This window comes from Micromonospora sp. RTBAU3-60 (assembly GCF_054963695.1).
The window spans coordinates 37072-59069 of sequence record NZ_JBUEGB010000031.1; the positions used below are offsets into that span (position 1 = coordinate 37072).

20 protein-coding genes are annotated in these 21998 nt (G+C 69.6%); 11 read left to right on the plus strand and 9 right to left on the minus strand.

The features are described from left to right. Positions 1-244 precede the first annotated feature (244 nt). The 5 genes from ACY34I_RS25660 to ACY34I_RS25680 form a co-directional block, all read right to left on the minus strand. Entirely contained in the window at positions 245-3682 is a 3438-nt protein-coding gene (locus tag ACY34I_RS25660) for a phosphocholine-specific phospholipase C (RefSeq protein WP_462757574.1), read from the minus strand. Positions 3683-4216: 534 nt separating this feature from the next. Next, a complete protein-coding gene (locus ACY34I_RS25665) occupies positions 4217-5059 on the minus strand; it encodes an alpha/beta fold hydrolase (RefSeq protein ID WP_462757575.1) in 843 nt (280 codons plus the stop codon). Between the two features lie 4 nt (positions 5060-5063). Continuing rightward, positions 5064-5681 carry a dihydrofolate reductase family protein gene (locus ACY34I_RS25670; RefSeq protein ID WP_462757576.1) on the minus strand — a complete coding sequence of 206 codons (618 nt, stop codon included), beginning with the start codon at positions 5679-5681 and terminating at the stop codon, positions 5064-5066. Positions 5682-6070: 389 nt separating this feature from the next. After that, complete coding sequence (locus ACY34I_RS25675; protein ID WP_462757577.1) at positions 6071-6364, minus strand: hypothetical protein; 294 nt, start codon at positions 6362-6364, stop codon at positions 6071-6073. Then, on the minus strand, positions 6349-6837 hold the full coding sequence (locus ACY34I_RS25680; RefSeq protein WP_462757578.1) for an IS110 family transposase: 489 nt from the start codon (positions 6835-6837) through the stop codon (positions 6349-6351). The genes ACY34I_RS25675 and ACY34I_RS25680 overlap by 16 nt, the downstream gene beginning before the upstream one ends. A gap of 115 nt (positions 6838-6952) precedes the next feature. Here ACY34I_RS25680 and ACY34I_RS25685 point away from each other — a divergent pair, with 115 nt between their 5' ends. From ACY34I_RS25685 to ACY34I_RS25695, 3 genes are all read left to right on the plus strand, one after another. After that, positions 6953-7579, plus strand: a complete 627-nt coding sequence (locus ACY34I_RS25685) for an acyl-CoA-like ligand-binding transcription factor (RefSeq protein ID WP_462757579.1) — start codon at positions 6953-6955, stop codon at positions 7577-7579. Between the two features lie 43 nt (positions 7580-7622). Next, complete coding sequence (locus tag ACY34I_RS25690; protein WP_462757580.1) at positions 7623-9206, plus strand: MDR family MFS transporter; 1584 nt, start codon at positions 7623-7625, stop codon at positions 9204-9206. Positions 9207-9412: 206 nt separating this feature from the next. After that, a complete protein-coding gene (locus ACY34I_RS25695) occupies positions 9413-9595 on the plus strand; it encodes a hypothetical protein (RefSeq protein WP_462757581.1) in 183 nt (60 codons plus the stop codon). A gap of 151 nt (positions 9596-9746) precedes the next feature. Here ACY34I_RS25695 and ACY34I_RS25700 read toward each other — a convergent pair whose 3' ends face one another. Together ACY34I_RS25700 and ACY34I_RS25705 are read right to left on the minus strand one after the other, a co-directional pair. After that, positions 9747-10064 (minus strand): helix-turn-helix domain-containing protein, encoded by a 318-nt coding sequence (locus ACY34I_RS25700; RefSeq protein ID WP_148803724.1) that lies wholly within the window; start codon positions 10062-10064, stop codon positions 9747-9749. Between the two features lie 722 nt (positions 10065-10786). After that, a complete protein-coding gene (locus ACY34I_RS25705; protein ID WP_462757582.1) occupies positions 10787-11206 on the minus strand; it encodes a hypothetical protein in 420 nt (139 codons plus the stop codon). 241 nt (positions 11207-11447) lie between these two features. Between ACY34I_RS25705 and ACY34I_RS25710 the strand changes: the two genes are divergently transcribed. Together ACY34I_RS25710 and ACY34I_RS25715 are read left to right on the plus strand one after the other, a co-directional pair. After that, the gene (locus ACY34I_RS25710) at positions 11448-12674 is read left to right on the plus strand and encodes an epoxide hydrolase family protein (protein WP_462757583.1); all 1227 of its coding nucleotides are present in this window, start codon (positions 11448-11450) and stop codon (positions 12672-12674) included. A gap of 154 nt (positions 12675-12828) precedes the next feature. After that, on the plus strand, positions 12829-13608 hold the full coding sequence (locus tag ACY34I_RS25715) for an alpha/beta fold hydrolase (protein WP_462757584.1): 780 nt from the start codon (positions 12829-12831) through the stop codon (positions 13606-13608). Positions 13609-13657: 49 nt separating this feature from the next. Here the strand turns inward: ACY34I_RS25715 and ACY34I_RS25720 are convergent, their stop codons facing one another. Beyond that, on the minus strand, positions 13658-14059 hold the full coding sequence (locus ACY34I_RS25720; RefSeq protein WP_462757585.1) for a site-specific integrase: 402 nt from the start codon (positions 14057-14059) through the stop codon (positions 13658-13660). A 20-nt stretch (positions 14060-14079) separates the two neighbouring features. Between ACY34I_RS25720 and ACY34I_RS25725 the strand changes: the two genes are divergently transcribed. The 5 genes from ACY34I_RS25725 (at position 14080) to ACY34I_RS25745 (ending at position 19400) form a co-directional block, all read left to right on the plus strand. Beyond that, on the plus strand, positions 14080-16806 hold the full coding sequence (locus ACY34I_RS25725) for a tetratricopeptide repeat protein (protein WP_462757586.1): 2727 nt from the start codon (positions 14080-14082) through the stop codon (positions 16804-16806). Positions 16807-16931: 125 nt separating this feature from the next. Continuing rightward, positions 16932-17627 (plus strand): hypothetical protein, encoded by a 696-nt coding sequence (locus ACY34I_RS25730; RefSeq protein ID WP_462757587.1) that lies wholly within the window; start codon positions 16932-16934, stop codon positions 17625-17627. Further along, a complete protein-coding gene (locus ACY34I_RS25735; protein WP_462757588.1) occupies positions 17624-18292 on the plus strand; it encodes a DUF2306 domain-containing protein in 669 nt (222 codons plus the stop codon). The genes ACY34I_RS25730 and ACY34I_RS25735 overlap by 4 nt, the downstream gene beginning before the upstream one ends. Then, complete coding sequence (locus ACY34I_RS25740; RefSeq protein ID WP_462757589.1) at positions 18289-19212, plus strand: GNAT family N-acetyltransferase; 924 nt, start codon at positions 18289-18291, stop codon at positions 19210-19212. The genes ACY34I_RS25735 and ACY34I_RS25740 overlap by 4 nt, the downstream gene beginning before the upstream one ends. Further along, positions 19209-19400, plus strand: coding sequence for a hypothetical protein (locus ACY34I_RS25745; protein ID WP_462757590.1), 192 nt, complete (start codon positions 19209-19211; stop codon positions 19398-19400). Before ACY34I_RS25740 ends, ACY34I_RS25745 begins: the two co-directional genes overlap by 4 nt. A 260-nt stretch (positions 19401-19660) precedes the next feature. Here ACY34I_RS25745 and ACY34I_RS25750 read toward each other — a convergent pair whose 3' ends face one another. After that, a complete protein-coding gene (locus ACY34I_RS25750) occupies positions 19661-20197 on the minus strand; it encodes a TetR/AcrR family transcriptional regulator (RefSeq protein WP_462757591.1) in 537 nt (178 codons plus the stop codon). A gap of 134 nt (positions 20198-20331) precedes the next feature. Between ACY34I_RS25750 and ACY34I_RS25755 the strand changes: the two genes are divergently transcribed. Continuing rightward, a complete protein-coding gene (locus tag ACY34I_RS25755; protein ID WP_462757592.1) occupies positions 20332-21723 on the plus strand; it encodes an MFS transporter in 1392 nt (463 codons plus the stop codon). Positions 21724-21998: the final 275 nt, after the last annotated feature.

Sequence of the window (21998 nt, forward strand, 5' to 3'; positions counted from 1 at the left end):
CATGCGGCCTTGGTCGAGCGCCGTCACCGGGGCGGGATATGACGGCCGCCGCCCCGGACCCCAGGCATGGCAGGGTTCGAAGGAGTCCGTCCCGTTGCGGCAGCCGCTCGACCTGAGGTAGGCAGCGGCGGTCACGCCAGGAGGCGGGCCGGCCGGCACGGCGGCCCGCCTCCTGGCGCATCACGGCCGTTCCGGGCGGGACGTCTGTGCATCCCGGGTCGGAGGCGGTCAGGCCGCGGGCGGGTCAGGCGTCGGCGATCGGGCTGGTGTCCAGCCGGACGTTGTCGATGGCCCAGTACCAGTTGTTGCCAGCATTGAAGATCCGGAAGTTGACCTTCGCCGACGTGGCCCCGGCCGGGACGGGGCAGGAGAGTCGGACGAGCCGGTTCTCCTGGTCTTGGCCCTGGTTGGTGTTTCCGGAGGTGGCGCTGCTATAGTGCAGCAGTTGGACCTTGTCGTCGGTGTCGAACTGGACGGTGACCTCGGCCTCCTGCGGGCTTTCCTGGCGGTAGTGGGAGTCGAAGCCCAGGTGGAGGGTGGAGGTGCCCGACGGGATGGCCACTGTCGGGGTGGTCAGGGTCGAGTCGAACCGGCCGTGGCTGGACGGGCTGCCGGTGTCGTCCCAGTCGTCGGGGTCGGCGACCGCGACGACGCCGAGGGACCGGCTGAAGTTGGGGCGGTTTTGCCCGGCGGGGAACCAGAACTGCTTGGACAGGAAGGTCCAGCCCTGCAGCTCCCGGGTGCCCTGCGGCATGGCCGGCGCGTTGGTGATGGTCCAGCCCTCGGGGGTGGTCCGGGTCCAGCCGAGCAGGCCGGGCCGGCTGAGGTCGGCCGCCGGAGCGAGCGCGGTTGCGACGGACTCGAAGTCCTCCGCGAGCAGGTAGCCGGTCATGACGGGTCCGGTCTTGGCGGACAGGGACGCGGTCGCCTGCTGGATGCTGCCGTTCAGGTTCGCCGTGGCGGTCGCCTTGAGGCTGCCGGAGGTGCGTGCCGCCGAGGCGGGCGCGACGACGTCCCATTCCAGGCGGGCGGCGGAGCGGGCGGGAACGTCCACCGGCGCGCCGCCTCTGGGGGTGGCGGTCCAGCCCGTCGGGAGGGCCAGCCTGGCGGCCAGGCTGGTGAGCGGGGTGCTGCCGGCATTGGTGATCGTGGCGGTCACGGTGACCGGTTTGCCCGGTGAGATCACGGTGCCGTCGGTGCCGGGCAAGCTCGCCAGAGCGGTCAGCGAGACGCTCATCGCGGGGGCGACGCCGGAGCGGACGCGTGCGTCGGCGAGCCTCAGCAGGCCGTTGCCGTCGCCGTGGGCTGCGACCACGAGGGTGCCGGTGGTGGCGTTCGGGGCGGGCGTGACGGTGAAGCGCACATCGGCCGAGTCGCCGGCGGCGACCACGGTCGGCGCTGCGGCGGTCCGCTCGACCGTCCAGCCGGAGGTGGCGAGCAGGGCGACCGAGAGTTGGTCGAGCTTGGCGTCGGTCTGGTTCCGCACGGTGACGACGACCTCGGTCGGGTTGCCATGCACGAACGGCGTGTCGAGGGAGGGCAGCGGCTGCGGCAGGGTGATCGTCGCGGCCAGCGCCGGGGCGGTACCGGTCGCCGGGTCGGTGACGCCGGGCCTGCCGTCGGCCAGGCGGCCGGTCATCCGGCGCAGGAACGCCGGGTCCCCTTGGTCGACGACCACGACGTCGTACCAGCCGTGGTCAGGGAGGCGGATCGGTACGGTCTGGGTCTCGCCGGGCGCGAGGGTGACGGTCTGGACGTGGTCACCGGGGTTGCGCGGGTAGACCGACTCGCCGACGAGGAGTGTGCGGGTGGTGGTGGAGGGGTTGGCGCACTGGACCTTCACCTGGCCGGGGACGGCCTGCTCGATCAGGTTCGCCTCGGCGCCGACACCGGTGCCGCGCAGCTCCCAGACGGACCAGCCGGGGCCAGTGACCTGCAGGTCGTAGCCGTCGGCGCCGTACTCGATGGTGTTGTCGGCGGTCCCGCCGGCGGAGACGGTCCACGCGCGGGGGGCGGTGCCGTCACCGGGGTAGGCGGTGAACGTTGCGGCCGTGGTACCCGCGTTGTCGAGCCGGAGGCGGACGCCGGAGCCGGTGACGTCAGCCCGCAGGGACAGCCGGTACGGAGAGGGACGCGTCGGGCGGGTGCCGGCCTCCTGCTGCGGGAGCGACTGGTTCTTCGGCGGTATGGGGTTCCAGCGGCCGACCGCCGACGGCACCGGGTCGGGCTGCTCCAGTTTGGGCTGCGCGTATCCGCGGTTGAAGTCGAAGGCGGAGGTCAGGTCGCCGAAGACGCTGCGGCGCCAAGCGCTGATGTTGGGCTCCTGGACACCGGTCCACTTCTCCAGGAACCGGATGACCGAGGTGTGGTCGAACGTCTCCGAGCAGACGAAACCGCCCACTGTCCACGGCGAGACGACTGTCATCGGCACCCGTGGGCCGGGGCCGATCGGGAGGCCGTTGAACCAGTCGTCGCTGTTGCCGGAGTCCGGTCGGGGTTCGACCGGGGCGGGCACGTGGTCGAAGTAGCCGTCGTTCTCGTCGAAGTTGATGAACAGAGCCGTCTTCGACCAGGTCTTCGGGTCGCTCGCGATGGCGTCGAGGAGGTCGTAGATGAGGTTGGCGCTGCCGACCGGGGTGGAGGTGCTGGGGTGCTCGGACAGCGCCGCCGTCGGAACCAGCCAGCTCACCTTCGGCAGCTTGCCGTTGTTGATGTCGGACCTGACCCGGTGGACGAGGGTGTTCGGCTCGGAGCGGTAAGCGCCCCGCATGAACAGCCGGCGTTCCGCCTCGGTCAGCGAGTCGACACCCTGCTGGAACTGGGCCAGCGCGGCCTTCCGCTGGTCCGCGGTCTTGTCCCACAGGCCGTCGTAGAACTGCTCCGTGGTGGAGTACCGGCCGCTGACCTTGGAGAGGATCTTCCGGCCGATCTCCTTCCAGGGCCGGAAGTACTCCACCGCGTTGTCGGTGAAGTTGTCCCACTCCTGGTAGATCTGCCAGGAGACGCCGGCGGCCTCCAGGCGCTCCGGGTATGTCGTCCAGTCATAGCCCGCGTGGGTGTAGGAATAGGCGGCGTTGGTGACAGCCCGGTTGACGCCGTCCGGCTCGTAGCCGGTCGTGCCGGACCACAGGTAGTTGCGGTTGGGGTTGGTCGAGCCGTAGACCGAGCAGAAGTAGGCATCGCAGATGGTGAAACGGTCGGCCAGCTCGTACTGCAGGGGGATGTCGCGCCGGTCGTAGAAGGCCATGGTGCTCTGGCCCTTAGCCGCGACCCAGTCGTTCCACCAGCCGTTCGCCCGGGCCTGGTTGGCGTCAGAGAAGCCGTGCGGGAGCGCACCGAGGTACTGAATGTCGCTGGCGGGGCGGCCGGCGTCGACCGCCGCCTGCCGGGCCGAGAACGGCAGGACCTTGCCACCGCCGGACCGCGGCTGCTCGAAGGCGGTGGCCCCGGTGGGCAGACGCAGCGGCGTACGGTCGCCGAAGCCGCGCACGCCCTTGAGGGTGCCGTAGTAGTTGTCGAAGGAACGGTTCTCCTGCATCAGGATGATGACGTGTTCAATCGCATCCATACCACCGGGAGGCAGCGGCGCGGCCATCGCCTTCAGTAGTGACGGGGGCAGAAACGAGAGCGCGGTGCCACCGGCGATGGCACCCAGGAGCCTACGGCGAGAGATGTCAGACATGGTGCGGAGGCTAGGTCGCTCCGGCAACAGAACATAACCCTGAGACGAATATTCGTTGACTATTCAAGCATCAACATGAAACGTTCCCCCGGCTGTATGGCCGAGTTCTCCGTCGCACCCGTCTGAACGTTCGTAGCCGCAGGGGCAACCATCGCAGCACCCTCAAATCCGACGATGGTCGTACCAGGCGTGCGACAGCATCCCGACGTAGCACAGCGGAGAGCGCCTATGACCTCATCATGAGCGCGGCCAACACCCAGGTGCTGGACCAGGAAACGGATGTCGTCGGCATCCGGCAGATAATGGCCCCCTCCAGGTCCTGCATGCTGCCTACGACCTCCCGCGCTGCCGCTACATCAACGAATCGGTCGCCACCAAGCTCTGCCGGCGGCTTACCGTCAGCACCGCCGCGAGCAAGGCCCTGACCAGATGGGCGAACTCCTGTCCAACGTCAGCCTCAGCGTCGCTGCTGCTACCCAGCCCGCTCGGCACTGCTGCGTGGAGGCCAGACCCGCGCGGCACCCCGCCGCTTCTTTATCCGAGCGTGAGCATCGCCTCGGTGACCTCGCCGACCACCGCATCGGGGATCGCAGTGGCAGCCTCCTTGAGGACGAGCAGCCGCGCCCCGGGGATCTCGCGCGCGATCGCCTCGCCGTTGCCGACGGGGAAGAACCGGTCGCGGCGGCCGTGGACAACGAGGGTGGGGACCTCGATCTCGGCCAGGTGCTCACGCCAGCGTGGTGTGCAGTCGAGCCTGGAAAACACCATGCCCATCTGGTTGGCCATCTGGATCGGTGGTGCGGTGCCGGGCGTGCGGTCCCAGATGCGCGCAGCGATTGCGCGCGCGGCGATGGGGTCGTCGCCGAGGATCTCCGCGCCGGCGGCGGCGAACTCTGCAACCGCCTCGCGGTTGGTCCAATCGGGCATCGGACGCGCGAACAGCCGGCTCATCGTCGCCTGGTCATGGTCGGGGAGGTCATCGTCGGGCGGGCCAGGGGCAACCGCGCGGGTGCCGACCAGGGTGAGCGCCGAGAACGCGCCCGGATGGTCGAGCACGGCTACCTGAGCGACCATCCCGCCGACGCCGATCCCCGCGAGGTGCGCAGGTCCCCCGCCGAGCGCGTCAGCAAGGGCCGCCGCGTCGGCGGCGAGGTCGCGCAGGGTGTAGGCGGGCGCCTCCGGATCCGTCGTTGTCGACTCCCCGCTGTCGCGCAGGTCGTAGCGCACCACACGGCGCCCGCCGGCGGCGAGGCGCTCGCACAGCGCGTCGGGCCAGGAGAGCATCGTCGTTCCGCCCGTCAGCAGGACGAGTGGCGCGTCGTCGTCACCGAACGACTCAATGCCCAAGGCGATTTTGTTGGCGTTGACAGTGGTCATCGGATCACCGGGAGACGTCGTAGGTCAGGTGCGTCGCGGTCGATGTCGAGATCACGGTTCGCTGTACCAGCGTGCGCGGAGCTCCGCCGGTGAACAGTGGTGTCCCGGCGCCCAGCACGATGGGCGCGAGGTGGAGCGTCAGCGCGTCGACCAGCCCGGCGTCGAGCGCCGAGCCGATCGTGGCGCCGCCGCCCATGAGGATGACGTCGAGGTCCTTGCCGCTGTCCGACGACGCCGCCTCGGCTCGCTCGCGCGCGGCGGTGACGGCGTCGGGCAGGCCGGTGGTGACGAACGTCCAGTCGAGGTTGGTTGTCCGCACCGACTCTGGCGGCGAGTTCGTCACGACGACGAACGCGGGCTTGCCGACCTCGCCGGCGCCGTAGCCGGACGTGTCGTCCCAGCCTTTCGGCCCGTCGACCACGTCGAAGAGGTGGCGGCCGAGGACGACGGCGCCCGAGCGGACGGTCCCCTCGCGCAGGACCCGGCGGTCGTCGGGGTCGTCGGAAAACGCCCACGTGTGCAGGGCCTCGCCGCCGGTTCCCAGACCGTGGTCGGGGCTGGGGTCGGGCCCGGTGACGAAGCCGTCGAGAGAGACCGAGATGTCAGCGATGATTCGAGTCATGCCAGGGCAGACCCGATCCGCCGCCCAAACTCATCGCTCACGGGTGAAGCGTGTGGCGGAACTCGATAGCACGACGCGCGAGGCGGCACGTCGGACGTAGAGGGAAGATCGCTCCGAGTATCTCAGAGGCGCATATGCAGTCACTGCGCCCCGGACCTTGTCCGGATCGGCCCCACCAGCCCTGGCATGGCTACGGCTGCCCACATCCGCACCGTACACGCCCGTGTTTGACCACCGTGATTACCTCTCGGTCTGGGTCAACTACGCCGCTGTGGCGGTGTCCGTCGGGGGCGTTGCCCGTGACACGAGAGCCGACTCCGTCCAAGTCCACTTCCCCGGCCGGCTACCTCTCTGACCAACCACCACCAGACAACCAACCAGCTACACCCTCACCCACAGAAAACTTGACAAGCCCAGAACTTCGCCCAGAACACCAAGTGTGCGGGAGTGGGGAAGACGCTCATGTCCACCCCGACCTCGGCGATGAGCTCCTGAGCCGAGCGCAGACCGATACCGGTGACCTCATCCAGCTTCTCCACCGCCCAGGCGAAAGGGGCGATCAGCTCCTCGATCCGGGCATCCAGCTCGGCGATGTCCGCGGCCAGGGCGTCGATGCGGCGCAGCATCGTGGCGCAGATGAAGGCATGATGGTCATCGAAGTGACCGGTCAACGCGTCACGCAACTGGGGAATCTTGCGGCGCATCGAACCGTGGGCCATCTCCGCGAGGACCTTCGGGGCACGCTGCCCGCCGATAAGGGCCTGCAGCATTTGCCGCCCCGACACCCGTGCAGGTCACTGATCACCGAGTCCAGCTTGATCTGCGCGTCCTCGAGGGTCTTCTCCAGCCGCTGCTTCTCCCTGGTCTGCTCACGAACCAGGCTGCGCCGGTACCGGGTCACATCCCGCAGCTGCCGGATCGGCTTGGGGTGCACCAGGCTCGGCCGGCAGAGCCCCCGCTCCACGACCTTGGCCAGCCACACCGCATCCAGCCGGTCGGTCTTCGGCCGGCCCGGCACATTCTTCACGTGGCGGGCATTGAGCAGCCAGCAGGTGAATCCCTCCGCCTCCAACAGGTAGAACAGCGGCTTCCAGTAACTCGACGTGGCCTCCATCGCCACCAACTCAACGCGTTCAACCCGCAGCCAGTCCGCCAACGCCAGCAACGCCAGGGGCTGCCGCGTGCCGGCCCTCGCCGGTCACGCCGTTAGCCTGATCACTTCAGAGCACGAAAGTTTGCAGTTACTGAAAGATTGGTCCTAGTGTTGCCCGGTGACCGATGGCAGCACCTCGCCCGCGACCGCCGGCCTGCGGGACCGCAAGAAGCGGCAGACCCGGGCTGCGCTGGCCACCGCCGCGCTGCGGCTGGTCGCCGAGCGCGGCTTGGAGCACGTCACGGTGGAGGAGATCAGCGAGGCGGCGGATGTCTCGTCCCGGACCTTCTTCAACTACTTCCCGAGCAAGGACGACGCCCTCATCGGCGACCACGCCGTCGACACCGCCCGGCTCGTGGCCCGGGTCGCCGAGGTGCCGCCGGAGGTGTCCGCGCTCGCGGCCATCCGCACGGCCCTCGCCGAGGTGATCGACGAGATGCAGGCCGACCGCGAGCTGTGGCTGCTGCGCATGGAGGTCGTCACACGTAATCCGGCCCTGCTGCCGCGCCTGGCCGCGCTCGGCGTCGAGGCGGAAAGGACGATGACCGAGACCCTCGCCGCCCGGGTGGGTGTACCCCCGGACCATGGCTTCCCCGCGCTGCTCACGGCCGTAACCGGCGCCGCGTTCCGCACCGCGATGCTCCGCTGGGCCGCCGCCGGCGGCGCCCGGTCCCTGGCCGAGCTGGCCGACGAGGCGTTCGACGCGCTCGCCGCCGGCCTGCCCGACCCCCGATGCACCCGGTGACCACCGTCCCTGGCGCTCCCTCATCGATGAGACAAGGAACCTGATGTCCGCACCCACTGTGCCCGCCGACGCCGTCGAGGTCGGCACGGCACGCATGTCCCGCCGTGAGGTCCTGCAGGCCCTCTCCGGCCTGATGGTCGGCATGTTCGTGTCGATCCTCGCGTCCACGGTCGTGGCGAACGCGCTGCCGCGCATCATCGCCGACCTGAATGGCAGCCAGACCGTCTACACCTGGATCGTCACCACCGAGCTGCTGGCCATGACGGCTACCGTGCCGCTGTGGGGCAAGATGGCCGACCTCTACAGCAAGAAGCTGCTCATCCAGTTGTCCCTCGGGCTGTTCGTGATCGGCTCGCTGATCGCCGGCTTCACGCCGAACGTCGAGGTTCTGCTGCTCAGCCGGATCGTGCAGGGTGTCGGCGCGGGCGGCATGACCGCCCTGGCCACCATCGTCATGGCCGCCATGATCCCGCCGCGCGAGCTCGGCCGGTATGCCGGCATCTTCGGTGCCGTCTTCGGCGTCGGCACCATCGCCGGGCCGCTGATCGGCGGCGTGCTGGTCGACACCTCGTGGCTCGGCTGGCGCTGGTGCTTCCTGATCGGCGTGCCGTTCACCATCCTGTCGATCGTCCTGCTCCAAAAGACGCTGCATCTGCCCGTCGTCCGTCGCCAGGTGCGCATCGACTGGCTCGGCGCCGTGCTGATCACGACGGGCGTCTCGCTGCTGCTGGTCTGGTCGTCGCTCGCCGGCAACAAGTTCGCGTGGGCGTCGGGCTGGACGGCGGTGATGGTGGTCGGCGGTGTCGCACTGCTGGCGATGGCGGTGTTCGTCGAGTCCCGCGCCGCCGAGCCGATCATTCCGTTGGACATCTTCCGCAACCGGACGGTCTCGCTGGCCACCATCGCCAGCGTGCTGGTCGGCGTGGCCATGTTCGGCGGCACGGTCTTTCTCTCCCAATACTTCCAGATCTCCCTCGGCAAGTCGCCGACCGTGGCCGGGCTCATGAGCCTTCCGATGATCTTCGGGCTGCTCGTCTCGTCGACCGTCGCCGGCCAGCTCATCACGAAGTACGGCCGGTGGAAGATGTACCTGATCGCCGGTGGCGCCATCATGACCGTCGGCATGGTCCTGCTCGGCACCATCGACGCGGAGACCAGCGTGGTCGTCCTGTCGATCTACATGGCCGTGCTCGGCATCGGCGTCGGCATGCTCATGCAGAACCTGGTGCTGGCGGCGCAGAACGACGTGCCCGCCAGCGAGCTCGGCGCGGCCACCTCCGTGCTGACGTTCTTCCGCAGCATGGGCGGCGCGATCGGTGTCAGCGTGCTCGGCGCGGTTTTGGCCAACCGGGTCACCGACCTGATGACCGAGAAGCTCGGCCCGGCCGCGGCCGGCGGGGCTTCCGCCGGCGAGGTCCCCGACCTGTCGGCGCTGCCCGAGCCGGTGCTGCGGATCGTGCAGAGCGTCTACGGCACCGCCACGGCCGACCTGTTCCTGATCGGCGCGCCGCTGGCACTGCTGGCGATGGTGGTGGTCCTCTTCGTCAAGGAGAAGCCGCTGCACACCGTCAGTGGCGACGAACGGCGGGCCCAGGAGGAGGCCGCCCAGGCGGCCATCGCCCACTGACGCCCAGCGGAGACGGGTCCCGCAGCGCCGGCACCGCGCTGCGGGACCCCTCGTCGTTTCCGTGGTCGCGGGCTCGCTGTGCGTCGCCCTGCCGCTGAGCGCGGCCAGCGACGGCTGCGGCAACTCGGCCACCCGGTCGGCGGCCTGCCGGAAGTTACGGGCGCCGTACAAGGCCGAACCACCACATCGCACCGCTGCGTGTGACCATGACCGCCGCGGCGACCGCGTGGCGCAACTCCGTCACCCTCGCAGCGGTGATCGATTCCGACGCCGCCGCGTTAGGGGCGTTTCCACCCGTACCGTCGTCGTTCGTTCCGCGGCTGACCTTGGTCGTGCGCTGCACGCCGCCGATCAGCCGTTTCCAGGTGCGGCGGCCGGACGCCCGATAGCGGCGCTTCGGACCGCCGGCCGGCCGGGATGCCGAGAGGCGCCACAAACGGGGTATGGCCCGCCAGGGGGCGAGGCGGGGACGACGGGTCCGCCCGCTGGCTTACCGACACCGGCGGCCACGCCCGACGGCCTCACCCGAGGGCGGGTCGGTCAGCCCTGTCGCCGCGTCCCCTGCTGCTTCTCGTTCTGTCGGAGGGCTTCCTCGAGCTGGTCTTCCAAGATGATGATCCGGCAGGCGGCCTCCAGGGCGGTGCCCTGGTCGACCATCTCCCGGGCCCGGGCGGCCAGGCGCAGCTGGTAGCGGGAGTAGCGGCGGTGCCCACCGGCGGAGCGGTGCGGATCGATCAGTTTCGCCTCGTCCAGTCGGCGCAGGAAGTCCTGCGAGGTACCGAGCATCTCCGCGGCTCGGCCAATGGTGTAGGCGGGGTAGTCCTCGTCGCCGAACATGTCATCGGGGTTTTTCCCCATGTCACCTCCACGTCGAGGGCCCCGGCGCTTGCGCGCCGGGGCCCAGGGTTACGGGTCAGAACACCATCTGCCGACAGGAACGTCGGCTTGTCGTATCCGCACCAGCCGTCAGTGAAGGCTTCGGGTGCGAGGATCGCATAAGCGTGACCGGAGACCACCTCTCGTTCGATGGAAACTGCGGTGTCCGCCCGGCCTGGATTGACGGCCGACGGCGGGCGATCCAACGGTGTACGGCCCTCCCTTTCCTCTACTTCTCTTTCCCTTACTTGACGTGCCGTCCACCGATGTCGGAGCCCACGCGACTTCATGGCCCCGTACACATACGGCGAACATCAGCTGGAGCCCTGAAGATGCCTTGGCCCCACCTGCGGTGCCCCGTCTCGCTTCACGTCGGGGCTGACGTGCTCCTACTGCCGTTCGGGAGGAGCGGTGATGAAACTTTCGCTCCCCCGCCGCCCGTCGTGACCTCACGGCCGGGCGGTACGTCTGCGTCTTGGTGGCTCTCTGTTCTCGACCTGAAGAAGAGTAACCCGTGCTGCCGAGGGTTTCTAGCCGATTCAGCAGAGATTTTCTGGCTGGTCGTCATCAGGGTCGCCGGCCTGCCAGGGGCCACCAGCAAAGCGGGCGGGTGGCCCTCGCGGACATCACCGGCGAGCAGGCGGTCGTAGCGCTGGCCGTATGCGCCCACCAGTGCACCAGGCCGTAGGCGGTAGCGCTGTGGATCAAAAGTCCTGCCGACCATGTGGCGGTGACTTGCCGAGGAAGATCGTGAAGGTGAGCAGGCCGATCGCGCCGCTGCGGGCATCGGCCGCGGCACGGGCAGTGGTTTCCGCGGTGTGCAGCGTCTGCGCGACGACGGAGGCGGTGAACGTTGTTGTACTTGCCGTCGCGACCGCCCAGGGCGGGTCGGTGGCGGCGTAGTCCAGTGCGGCGGCCGGAAGGAGACTCCCCGTGGCAAGGACGTGCCGGTCGGGCAGGCCGTTGCGTAGCGCAACAGCTAGCCGGTGGGCAGAACTGCGCCGCGGACGCGGGCGTGTTCGTGCAGGTGCTCGGCGAGGCCGGCGTTGCCGCGCCGGCAGGCGCTTTCGGTGTGCAGGCGTGGCATCCCATCCCGGGTCATCAGCGCCGCGTCTGCAGGTCACCGATCGGACCGTGGTCGTCCACCGCCGGCTACGAGTCCCCCGGTTCTCGTCACCCCGATGGGCCGTTACCCAGGTACCAGTCAGGCCTCGTCGGGTGAGGCTAGCGCTTCGAACCAGCGCCCTGCCCGGATACATCCGGTACCCACCCGTCTCGGCTCGGATCGCCGAACTCATGCGACAGCCAGGTGTAGACGGCGATCGAGGTGGTATGCGGATGGCCTGGCGAGGAGCGGAGGCCCATGTGGCTGTCAAGACCGAAGAGCGGGTGGGCATTGCAGGTGTTCGGCCGTTCACGATCGAGGTCCCCGAGGCGGAACTCGAGGCGCTGCGCACGCGCATCAGGGCGACGCGCTGGCCTGAGAGGCAGACCGTCGATGATCAGTCGCAGGGCGTACCGCTCGAAACAAGCCAGGCGCTCGCGCGCTATTGGGAGAAGGAGTACGACTGGCGCAAGGTCGAGGCGAGGCTGAATGCACTACCGAACTTCATCACCGAGATCGACGGGCTCGACATCCACTTCATCCACGTCCGATCGAAACACGAAGGCGCCATGCCGCTCATCGTCACACACGGCTGGCCCGGCTCGATCCTCGAGCAGCTGAAGTTCATCGGCCCGCTCACCGATCCCACGGCACACGGCGCGAGCGCGTCGGACGCCTTCCATCTGGTGATCCCGTCCCTGCCGGGCTACGGGTTCTCCGGCAAGCCGACCACGCCAGGCTGGGGCCCGGAGCACATCGCACGCGCCTGGATCGAACTGATGAAGCGCCTCGGCTACACCCGATTCGTCGCCCAGGGCGGCGACTGGGGCGCGCTCATCACCGACCTCATCGGTCTGCAGGCGGCCCCGGAACTGCTCGGCATTCACACCAATATGCCTGGGACGGTTCCCCCCGACCTCGATGCACTGATCCAGTCCGACATCACCGGGATAAACAAGGCACTCAGCAAGCTGCCCTCCAACCTCTCAGAAGAGGAGAAGCGCGCATGCGGGCAGCTCGACTTCTTCTGGAAGCATGGAGCGTACGCCCTCGTGATGGGGACGCGCCCCGAGACGCTGACTGGACTCGCGGACTCGCCCATCGCACTGGCGAGCTTCATGCTGGACCATGACGCAGCCAGCCTGGAGCTGATCTGCCGGGCCTTCGCCGGCCAACCCGGCGGTCTCACGCGAGACGACATCCTCGACAACATCACCCTCTACTGGTTGACGAACACGGGGCTTTCCGCAGCTCGTCTCTACGCGGAGAACAAGTTGTCCTTCTTGTCCGCGAAGGGCGTGTCCGTGCCGACCGCCGTGAGCGTCTTCCCAGACGAGCTCTATCAGGCGCCGCGGAGTTGGGCGGAGCGGGCGTACCCCAATCTCATCCACTACAACCGGCTCGACCGGGGCGGTCACTTCGCGGCCTGGGAACAACCGCAGCTCTTCGCCGAAGAGCTTCGTGCCGGTTTCCGGCCGCTCCGCTAGCCGAGGCGATTCGGGGGTCTTGGGTACGCGAAACGGACTGACGACTCGAGGGAGAGGCATGGACGGCGCACGGATCCCACCCGGATTCACGGAACAGACGGCGCGGGTCGGTGAAATCACGATCAATTACGTACGGGGCGGTCAGGGTGGGACATTGGTCCTGCTGCACGGCTATCCGCAGACGTGGTTCATGTGGCGCAAGGTTCTGCCGGAGCTCGCCAAGCAGTACACCGTCATCGCGCCCGACCTGCGCGGCGCTGGCGGGAGCGACGCCCCGGCAAGCGGATACGACAAGAAGACCCTCGCCCGGGACGTACACGACCTCCTCGCCCAACTCGGGCTCGAACGGGACATCTGCCTGGTTGGCCACGACATCGGCACCATGGTTGCGTACGCGTACGCCGCCGCCTACGGCGATCAGGTGAGCAAGCTCGTCCTCACCGAGGCGCCCATCCCCGACCAGGGCCTGTATCAGGCTCCGTCGCTCACTCCGAACGGGCCGGGCCTGTGGAATTTCGGGTTCTTCAGCCTCCCGAACGGGCTGCCGGAGCAGATCGTGGCCGGCCGGGAGGAACTCTGGGTGGATCGGTTCACCGACTCGATGGAGGTGCAGAAGACCGGCATCGGCAAGGACGAGGTCGCGGAGTACGCCCGGCACCTTCAGGACGATGCCCACCTGCGGGCAAGCTTCGAGTATTTCCGCGCCCTTCCACAGGACATCGCCGACAACGCCGAGTACGCCAAGACAAAACTCACCATGCCGGTGCTCGCCCTCGGCGCCCAGGCGAGCCTAGGGGACGCCGTATCCCAACAGGCCGCCCATTACGCCTCCAACGTCAGCGGCGGCGTCATCGAGGACTGTGGCCATTGGATCTTCGAGGAACGCCCCGCCGAACTCACAAGCCAACTGCTGAAGTTCCTCCAACCGGCGTGACCTGACCCGTTCGACTCCGGCCGGCCGTAGGCGGCAGTTCCGGTGGCCGTCACGGCCCGCAGGCGCGGTCCGCGGCGGCGGCGAGCGGGTGTGGTCTGCCGCTCATGGCGGCTAACGCGGCCGCCACGGCGTGGAGGTCCGCTCTGATGTACGTGGTGGTGGCCGGCCCGGTGGAGTCGGTGTGCCCGGCATAGGCGCGGGCGACCCCGTAGCCGAAGTGCCGTTCGACCCAGGTCAGGGTGGTGTGGCGCAGCCAGTGGGAGGAGATGCCCTGGGCGGCCACCCAAGGCAACTGCCGGCCGATGCGTTTCCACAGGTGGTCGTAGCGGCGGCTGTTGATCGCCTGCCCGTTGCGGTAGCGCAGCAGACGGTCGGTGGGCAGGACTGCGCCTCGGGCGCGGGCATGTTGACCTACTGCTCGCAGACCAGTACCGACTGAACACCGCCTCACAGCGGGCCTACGATGGTCGAATGCCTGTGCTGGGCACCAAGCTGCACCTGCCTTCGCCGCGTCGTCGGCTGGTGCGGCGCGCCCGCCTCACCGACCAACTGCGCACGGACGGAGGCGAAGGGCCGCGGCTGGTCCTCGTCGCGGCACCGGCTGGGTTCGGCAAGACCACACTTCTGGTGCAGTGGCTGGCGGGGGCCGAGAAGTCGCAGCGCAGAGTTGCGTGGTTGGCTCTCGACACAGGCGATGCCGACCTCCGACAGTTTCTGACCCACCTCGTGGCCGCGATTCAGACCGCCGAGCCTGAGGCTGGTGTCGACGCGCTCGCCCTGCTGGAGGTCGGCGGCGCCACGCCAACCGACGCTGTCCTGGTCAGCCTGATCAACGATCTCGACGTCCTCGCCGGTCCCACGGTGGTGGCGCTCGACGACTACCACGTCATCGACGCGGCCGCCGTCCATGAGGCGGTGACCTTCCTCCTGGACAACCTGCCTCCGCAGGTCACGCTGGCGGTGACCACTCGGGCCGACCCGCCGCTCCCGCTGTCCCGTCTGCGTGCGCGGGGCGAGCTCGTGGAGGTGCGGGCCGCTGACCTCAGGTTCACCACCGACGAGGCGGAGGTGTTCCTCAACGAGGTGATGGGGCTGCAGCTCGAGCCCGCGCTGGTGGCCGCGCTCGAGGCGCGCACCGAGGGGTGGGCGGCGGGGCTGCAGTTGGCCGCGCTGTCGGCCCGGGCCCATGCCGCCGCCGGCTGGCCTGGAGATGTCGCTGGGTTCGTCGAGGCCTTCTCGGGGAGCCATCGGTTCGTCCTCGACTACCTCGTTGAGGAGGTTCTGGACCGGCAGCCGGACGAGGTGCGTGCGTTCCTGCTCGACACCTCCGTGCTCGACCAGCTGACCGGCGGCCTTTGCGACGCCCTGACCGGTCGCTCCGACGGTCAGCCGATGCTGGAGGCCCTTGAGCGCGCGCACCTGTTCGTCGTCCCGCTCGATGACGAGCGCCGGTGGTACCGCTACCACCAACTCTTCGCCGACGCATTGCGTGCCCGCCTGGCTGCCCGGCAGGCCGACCAGGTCGGTGAGCTGCACGCCGCGGCCAGCCGATGGCTCGCCGAGAACGGGCTGCTTGCCGACGCCGTACGGCACGCGATCGCGAGCGGCGACCACGAGCACACTGCCGACCTCGTCGAGCTCGCCGAGGCCGACATGCGCCGACGACGCCAGGACCGCACCCTCCGCGACTGGCTGGTTGCGCTGCCCGGCGACGTCGTCTGTCGCCGACCGCTGCTGGCCACCTTCGTTGGGTGGAGCCGGCTCTCCGCGGGCGACTTCGACGGGGTGGAGGCGTGGCTCGACGCCGCTGAGGCTGGTCTCGACACGATGCCGCCATCGACCGTTCCCACCGCCGGCTCGCTGGCCGAGGCGGCCCGGGACCGGGAGGGCGAGCTCCGCTCCCTCCCGGCCATGATCGCGGTCTACCGCGCCGCGGTCGCCCAGGCCAGGGGCGATGTCGACGGTACGGTTTCGCATGCCCGCCGGGCACTCGTACTGTCCGGGCCGGAGGACCACTTCCCGCGCGGTGCCGCCGCCGGCTTCGTCGGCCTGGCGGCATGGGCCGCCGGCGACCTCGGCACCGCGGTGGACACGTTCACCAAGGCGGTCGCCAGCCTGCACGCGGCCGGCATGGCCGCAGACGAGCTGGGCGCGACCGTCGTGCTGGCGAACATGTGGCTGGCGCGCGGACGCCCGGTCGAGGCGCGCCGGCTCTACGAACGCGCGCTGGCCGCGGCCGAGAGCCACCCCGGCCCGGTGCTCCCCACCACCGGCGACCTGCACGTCGGCCTCGCCGACGTTCTCCGCGAGCAGGGCGACCTCGACGCGGCCGCGGAACACCTCGAGGTCGCCCGCGAGCTCGGCGACCGGGCGTCGCTGCTGGAGAACCGGCACCGCTGGTACACCGCGATGGCCGCACTGCTGCAGGCGCAAGGCGACCTCGACGGCGCTATCGCGATGCTCGACCAGGCCGAGCCGCTCTTCCTGCCCGGCTACTTCCCGGACGTGCGGCCGATCGCCGCGACCCGAGCACGGGTGCGGATCATCCAGGGCCGCCTCGATGACACGCGGGCGTGGGCCCGCGAGCGCGGGGTGACCCCGACGGATCCGCCGACCTACCTGGCCGAGTACGACCAGCTCACCCTCGCCCGGCTGCTCATCGCCGAGGGCGACCCGCGCGGGGCGCTCGACCTGCTCGACCGCGTGCTGGACGCCGCGCAGGCGGCGGGCCGCGACGGCAGCCTGGTCGAGGCGGGCCTGGTGCGGGCGCTCGCCCACCACGCGAACGGCAACGCGGACTCGGCGGCGCCCGACCTCGCTGCCGCCCTCACCGACGGGGTGCCGGCCGGCTACTGCCGGCTCTTCCTCGACGAGGGACAGCCGATGGCGGAGCTGCTCGAGCAGGTCGCCCGCGCCGCGGCGCACGACGTAAGGACGCACGCCGAGCACCTGCTGGCCGCCGCACAAAGACCGTCGGCACCCGCACCCGCCAGACCCGCCTGCGAGGAAGGACTCAGCGGCCGTGAGCTCGAGGTGCTGCGCCTGCTGGCGACCGAGCGCAGCGGGCCGGAGATCGCGCGACAGCTCTTCGTATCGGTGAACACGCTGCGCACGCACACCAAGCACATCTTCACCAAGCTCGACGTGAACACCCGCCGCGCCGCGGTACGCCGAGCCGCGGACCTCGGCCTGCTCTGACCGTCACCGCGGCCGAATCACCACCCCGGTCACATCACATGGTGACGTGTCCTCACCACGTCGATTCCTAACGTGGCGGACATCGCCGGACAGCCCGCCCGGCATCGAACGCCACGGAGTCCGACATGAGCATCACCACCCACCGCATCACCGCAGCCGCCGGTCTGTGCGCGGCCGCCGCCGGCGCCATCTACGCAGGCGTCCAGGTCAACCACCCACCGGCCGACGTCGCGCACATCGTGACGACCGAGATGGCGGTCCGTGAGACCGCCAAGGCCGTGATGGCCGTCCTGTCGCTGGCCGGCTTCGCCGGCATGTTCCTCCGCAACCACCGCCGGTTCGGGGTCCTCGGGGTCGCCGGCTACGTGCTGCTGACCGTCGGATACCTCGCGATGTTCGCCAACCAGGTCATCGTCGCCTGCGTCCTGCCGACCGTGGCCAAGACGCGCCCGGGCTACGTCCAGGACTATCTTGACGCCGCCATGGGTGGCAGCCCGAGCGGCGATATCGGCGGCATGACCGTCCTGTTCGGCATCACCGGCATCGGCTACTCGCTCGGCGGCCTGCTTTTCGGCATCGCGCTGTTCCGAGCGGGCATCTTGCCCCGCTGGGCCTCCCTGCTGCTGGCCTATGGCACCGTCTCCGCGCTGGCGCTGTCCTTGCTGCCGGAGTCCTTCGACCGCCCGTTCGCGGTGCCCACCGGCGTCGCGCTGATCGGCCTCGGCATCTCGCTGTGGCGTGACGGGCGCCGGCGGGTCGACGCCGCCGAGGCGGTCGACGCCCGGCCCACGGTCCACGCCGACGTCGCCGCGGTCCGGTGAGCACCCGGAAACGGAGCTGGCCGGTGCCGATGGCGCTGGTCGCCCTAAGCGCGATCCCTCTGACGGCCGGGACGCTGCGGCTGATCCAGCTGGCCGGCGGCCCGGCCGTCATCCCCGCTGACCACCGGTTCACCGGCCTCCCGCTCCCGCTCGTGGTGCACATCGTCGGCGCGACGATGTACGCCCTCCTCGGGATCCTGCAGCTCGTGCCACGGTTCCGCCGCCGACACCTGGCCTGGCACCGCCGTGCCGGCCGAGTCCTGGCCGTGGCCGGCCTGCTGGTGGCGACCTCGGCTCTCTGGATGACGCTGTTCTACGAGGCGCAGCCCGGCACCGGCGGCCTGCTCTACGTGCTCCGCCTGGTCTTCGGGTCCGCGATGGCCGCCTGCCTTGTGCTCGGCTTCACCGCCGTACGTCGCCGCGACATCGCGGCCCACCGGGCGTGGATGATCCGGGCGTACGCGATCGGCCTGGCCGCCGGTACCCAGGCCTTCACCGAGGGCATCGGCGGCGCGATCTTCGGCGCCGGCGTGCTCGCCGCCGATCTCGCCAAGGGCGCCGGCTGGGTGATCAACCTGGCCGTCGCCGAGTGGGCTCTTCGAAGTCCCGCCCGTCCGCGCCCCGCACTCCCCACAGGTCCTCAGCAAGCTGGAGCGCCCTCATGAACACCGCCCCCACGACGTACGCGATCCGCGTCGACGGCCACCTCGACGACCACTGGTCCGCCTGGCTCGGCCAGCTCGACCTGACCCGCGACGACGACGGCACCACCACCGTCACAGTCTCGGTCGCCGACCAAGCGCAGCTCCACGGTGTACTCGCCGGACTGCGCGACATCGGCGCCGTCCTCACTGAGCTCCGCACCACCGGTACGCCGGCTCCCATCTGCCCGTCGGTGCTCGAGCGCCCATTGCAGACCGAGCGCCTCACCCTTCGTCCCGCCGCCGCCGACGACGCCGACCCGACCTGGGCGTTCCGTCAGCTCGAGTCGGTCAACGAGTGGCTCACTGGCTGCCCCGCGGACCTCGAGGGCTACCGCGAGCTGTTCTCGAAGCCTGCCCGCCTCGCGGCCACTGTCATCGTCACCCTCGGCCACGACCCCGAGGCCCCGACCATCGGCGACTTCATGCTCCGCCGCGAGGACGCCTGGGCCCAGCTCGATGTCGCCGACCAGGCGCGCGACATGCAGGCAGAGCTCGGCTGGGTCCTCGATCCCGCCTTCACCGGCCACGGCTACGCCACCGAAGCCGTACGTGAGCTCCTCCGCTACTGCTTCGAGGACCTCGGCGTGCGCCGGGTCACCGCGAACTGCTTCCTCGGCAACGACACCTCCTGGCGCCTCATGGAGCGCGTCGGCATGCGCCGCGAATTGCACGCGGTCCGCGAGTCACTGCACCGGTCCGGCCGCTGGCTGGACACGGTCGGCTACGCCATCCTCGAACAGGAGTGGTCGCCGGCCTTAGCAACGCCCCCTTATGGCCGCGAGGCGGAGTCACCGTCACAAGCATCGGCGCTTCCACCGCCTGCGACCGTGGCGGCCCCAAGGTCGCCGATGTCGGTCCCGGCCCCGACTGGATCTGCATGATCCACTTCAACGACGACCACGGCCAACCACAGGACGGCAAGTTCGAGGTGCAGGTCAAAGCCGACGCCACCTACGTCGCCGGCGGGCCCTCGAAACTCATCGGCCAGGCCACCCTGACCGACAGCCACGGCCACGACGTGCCCAACCCCGTCTTCGAATTCGACGGCGCCTTCGACCCCGACAACTGAACCCGCGACCCGCTGGGCCTCCGACCCTCAGGTCGAAGCCCAAGCGGACCGTCCGCGCTTGCACCAACGCACCGAGGAATGGAGGCTGGCTGATCGACACGGCGGGGGATGTGCTCGGTCAGGTGGTGTACCCCATGCCCGAATCGGAGGCACCGATGCCGCCCAGTGACAGCACCCGGCTCAGACGGGACCGCCACCGGCTCCAGCAGGGTCGGCCATATAGCGGGTACACCGATCTGCACCGTGATTGGCCGCGGCATCTATTTGGCGCTGCGTGTGTAGGCGGCCAGGATCGTCTCGGATATGAAGTGTGGAGCGTCTGCCTGGTCCAGTCGGCCGGCGGCCACATCGAGGGCTGCGCCGTGCAGGACGTGGTGCAGGACGTTGACCAGCCAGTCGGCTGGGAGATCGGTGCGGAAGACCCCTTCGGCTTGGCCGCGTCGGATCAGGTTGTCGACACGCTGTGCGGGTTTGGCGTGGAGTTCCTGCAGCCGTCCGGGCGGTAGCGACGTCTGAGCCGCTTCGAGGACAGCGGTGGCCTGGGCGAGCAGCAGCCAGCTTGATCTGATCAGGACGTTGAGCGCTTCCCGCGGGTCGCCCGTAAGGTCCAGGCCCCCGAGAACCTTTTCCCCTTCGGAGAGAACCCGCATGACCGCGGCCTCAACCAGGGCCTCTCGTGACGGGAAGTGCCCGTACAGAGTCACCCGGCCCACCCCGGCCGCCTGAGCGATTTCGCTCACGCTGGCGTCGGCGTTTCGGCTCAGGCAGGCCACGGCTGCGCCAAGGATCTTGTCCACGTTCTGGCGGGCGTCGGCTCTGCGGGTCCCTGGGTGAGACATGCAACCCCTTCAAGTCAAACAGGCATGTACGAGTTATCGTAGCGCGCACAACTCGAACACATCTGTTCGACTTACTGAAGGAGCTAATCGTCGTGGTCGAGTCCTTGACCGCAGCCAGTCCGCCCCGCAAACCCCACCCGCAGCGCTGGAAGATCCTGGGGCTCGTCGGTATCGCACAGCTGATGCTGATCCTGGACGTCACCGTTGTCGCGATCGCCTTGCCACACATGGGCGCGGACCTCGGACTGCAGCGGGGAACCCTCACATGGGTGGTGAGCGGATACACCCTCACCTTCGGAGGCCTGCTCCTCCTCGGAGGCCGCGCCACCGACCTGTTCGGGGCCCGACGCCTCCTGCTCACCGGGCTCCTGCTGTTCGCCGCCGCGTCCCTGACCGCAGGCCTCGCGACCACCGGGCCCATGCTGTTGAGCGGTCGCGTCGCGCAGGGCCTCGCCGCAGCGATCCTGTCCCCCGCCGCGCTGTCACTGGTCGTCACCATCTTCGAGGGCGACGAGCGCAACAAGGCCCTCGGAATCTGGTCGGCGCTCGGCGGCAGTGGCGCCGCACTCGGGGTACTGCTGGGCGGCCTGTTGACCGCCGGACCGGGCTGGCCCTGGGTGTTCTACGTCAACGTGCCGGTGGGTCTCGTGCTGCTGCTCATGCTACGAACGCAACTCCCAGCACAGCCGCCGGCGGGCGTACGGGCCCGACTCGACGTGCCTGGCGCGGCGCTGGTGACAGCGGCCACCGGATCCCTGCTGTACGCCGTGATCGGGGCCGGAGACCGGGGCTGGGGCAGCGCGACGACCCTGGCGCTCATAGCGGCCGCGGTGCTCCTCTACTGCGCGTTCGTCGCCCGTCAGCGTCTCGCCGCCAGCCCGCTCATGGACGTACGGCTGCTGCTGCACCGGCCGGTGGCGACCGGGGCGCTGCTGATTCTCGTCGCGACCGCTCTCATGATCAGTGTCTTCTTCCTGGGCACGTTCTACCTGCAGGACCACCGGGGGTACACCGCGCTCCAAGCCGGCCTGCTCTTCCTGCCCGCGGCGCTCGCGACCATGGCCGGGGCGAACGCCGCAGGCCGGGTCATCGGCCGCACGGGACCGCGCACCCTCGGCGTCCTGGGCCTCCTCGGCGCCGCAGCAGGCATGGCGATCCCCGCCCTGTGGGACGGGACGGCGGCCATGGTGGCCGGGGTCAGCGTCGCCGCCGCAGGAACCGGCGCCGTCTTCGTCGTCGCCTCCGCCACCGCATTGGGACAGGTCACCCCACAGGAATCCGGACTCGCCTCCGGAATCATCAGCACCTTCCACGAGTTCGGTGCGTCACTCGGCGCCGCATTGGTATCGAGCATCGCCGCGGCGAGCATCACCGGAGCCAGCACGACCGGCTTCACCCGCGGCTTCACCACCGGCGCCGTCCTCGCCACCGCCGCTGCTGTCCTAACCCTGATCCTCACGCCAAACCGCCGCTCCAACGACTGACCCGCCGCGGGGCGCCGGTGGCGACTCCATCGGTGCCCCGCCCTACCCTCAGCGAGCACCAACCGCGAGAACATGCAGGCCAATCGGCGCTGTTGCGGAGGCGGCTGGACCGCGGCTACTCCTTCCCGCACTCGACGGGGCTCAACGCCACGTGACGGCTGGGCGTACCCGCCAGCGGGCTCGACGTGTCCGCCCACGTGTTGCGGCTCGTCGACACACGACGGTGCCAAACACCGCCTCGTCGTCACTATCACCAGAACGGACAGCTCGTCGGC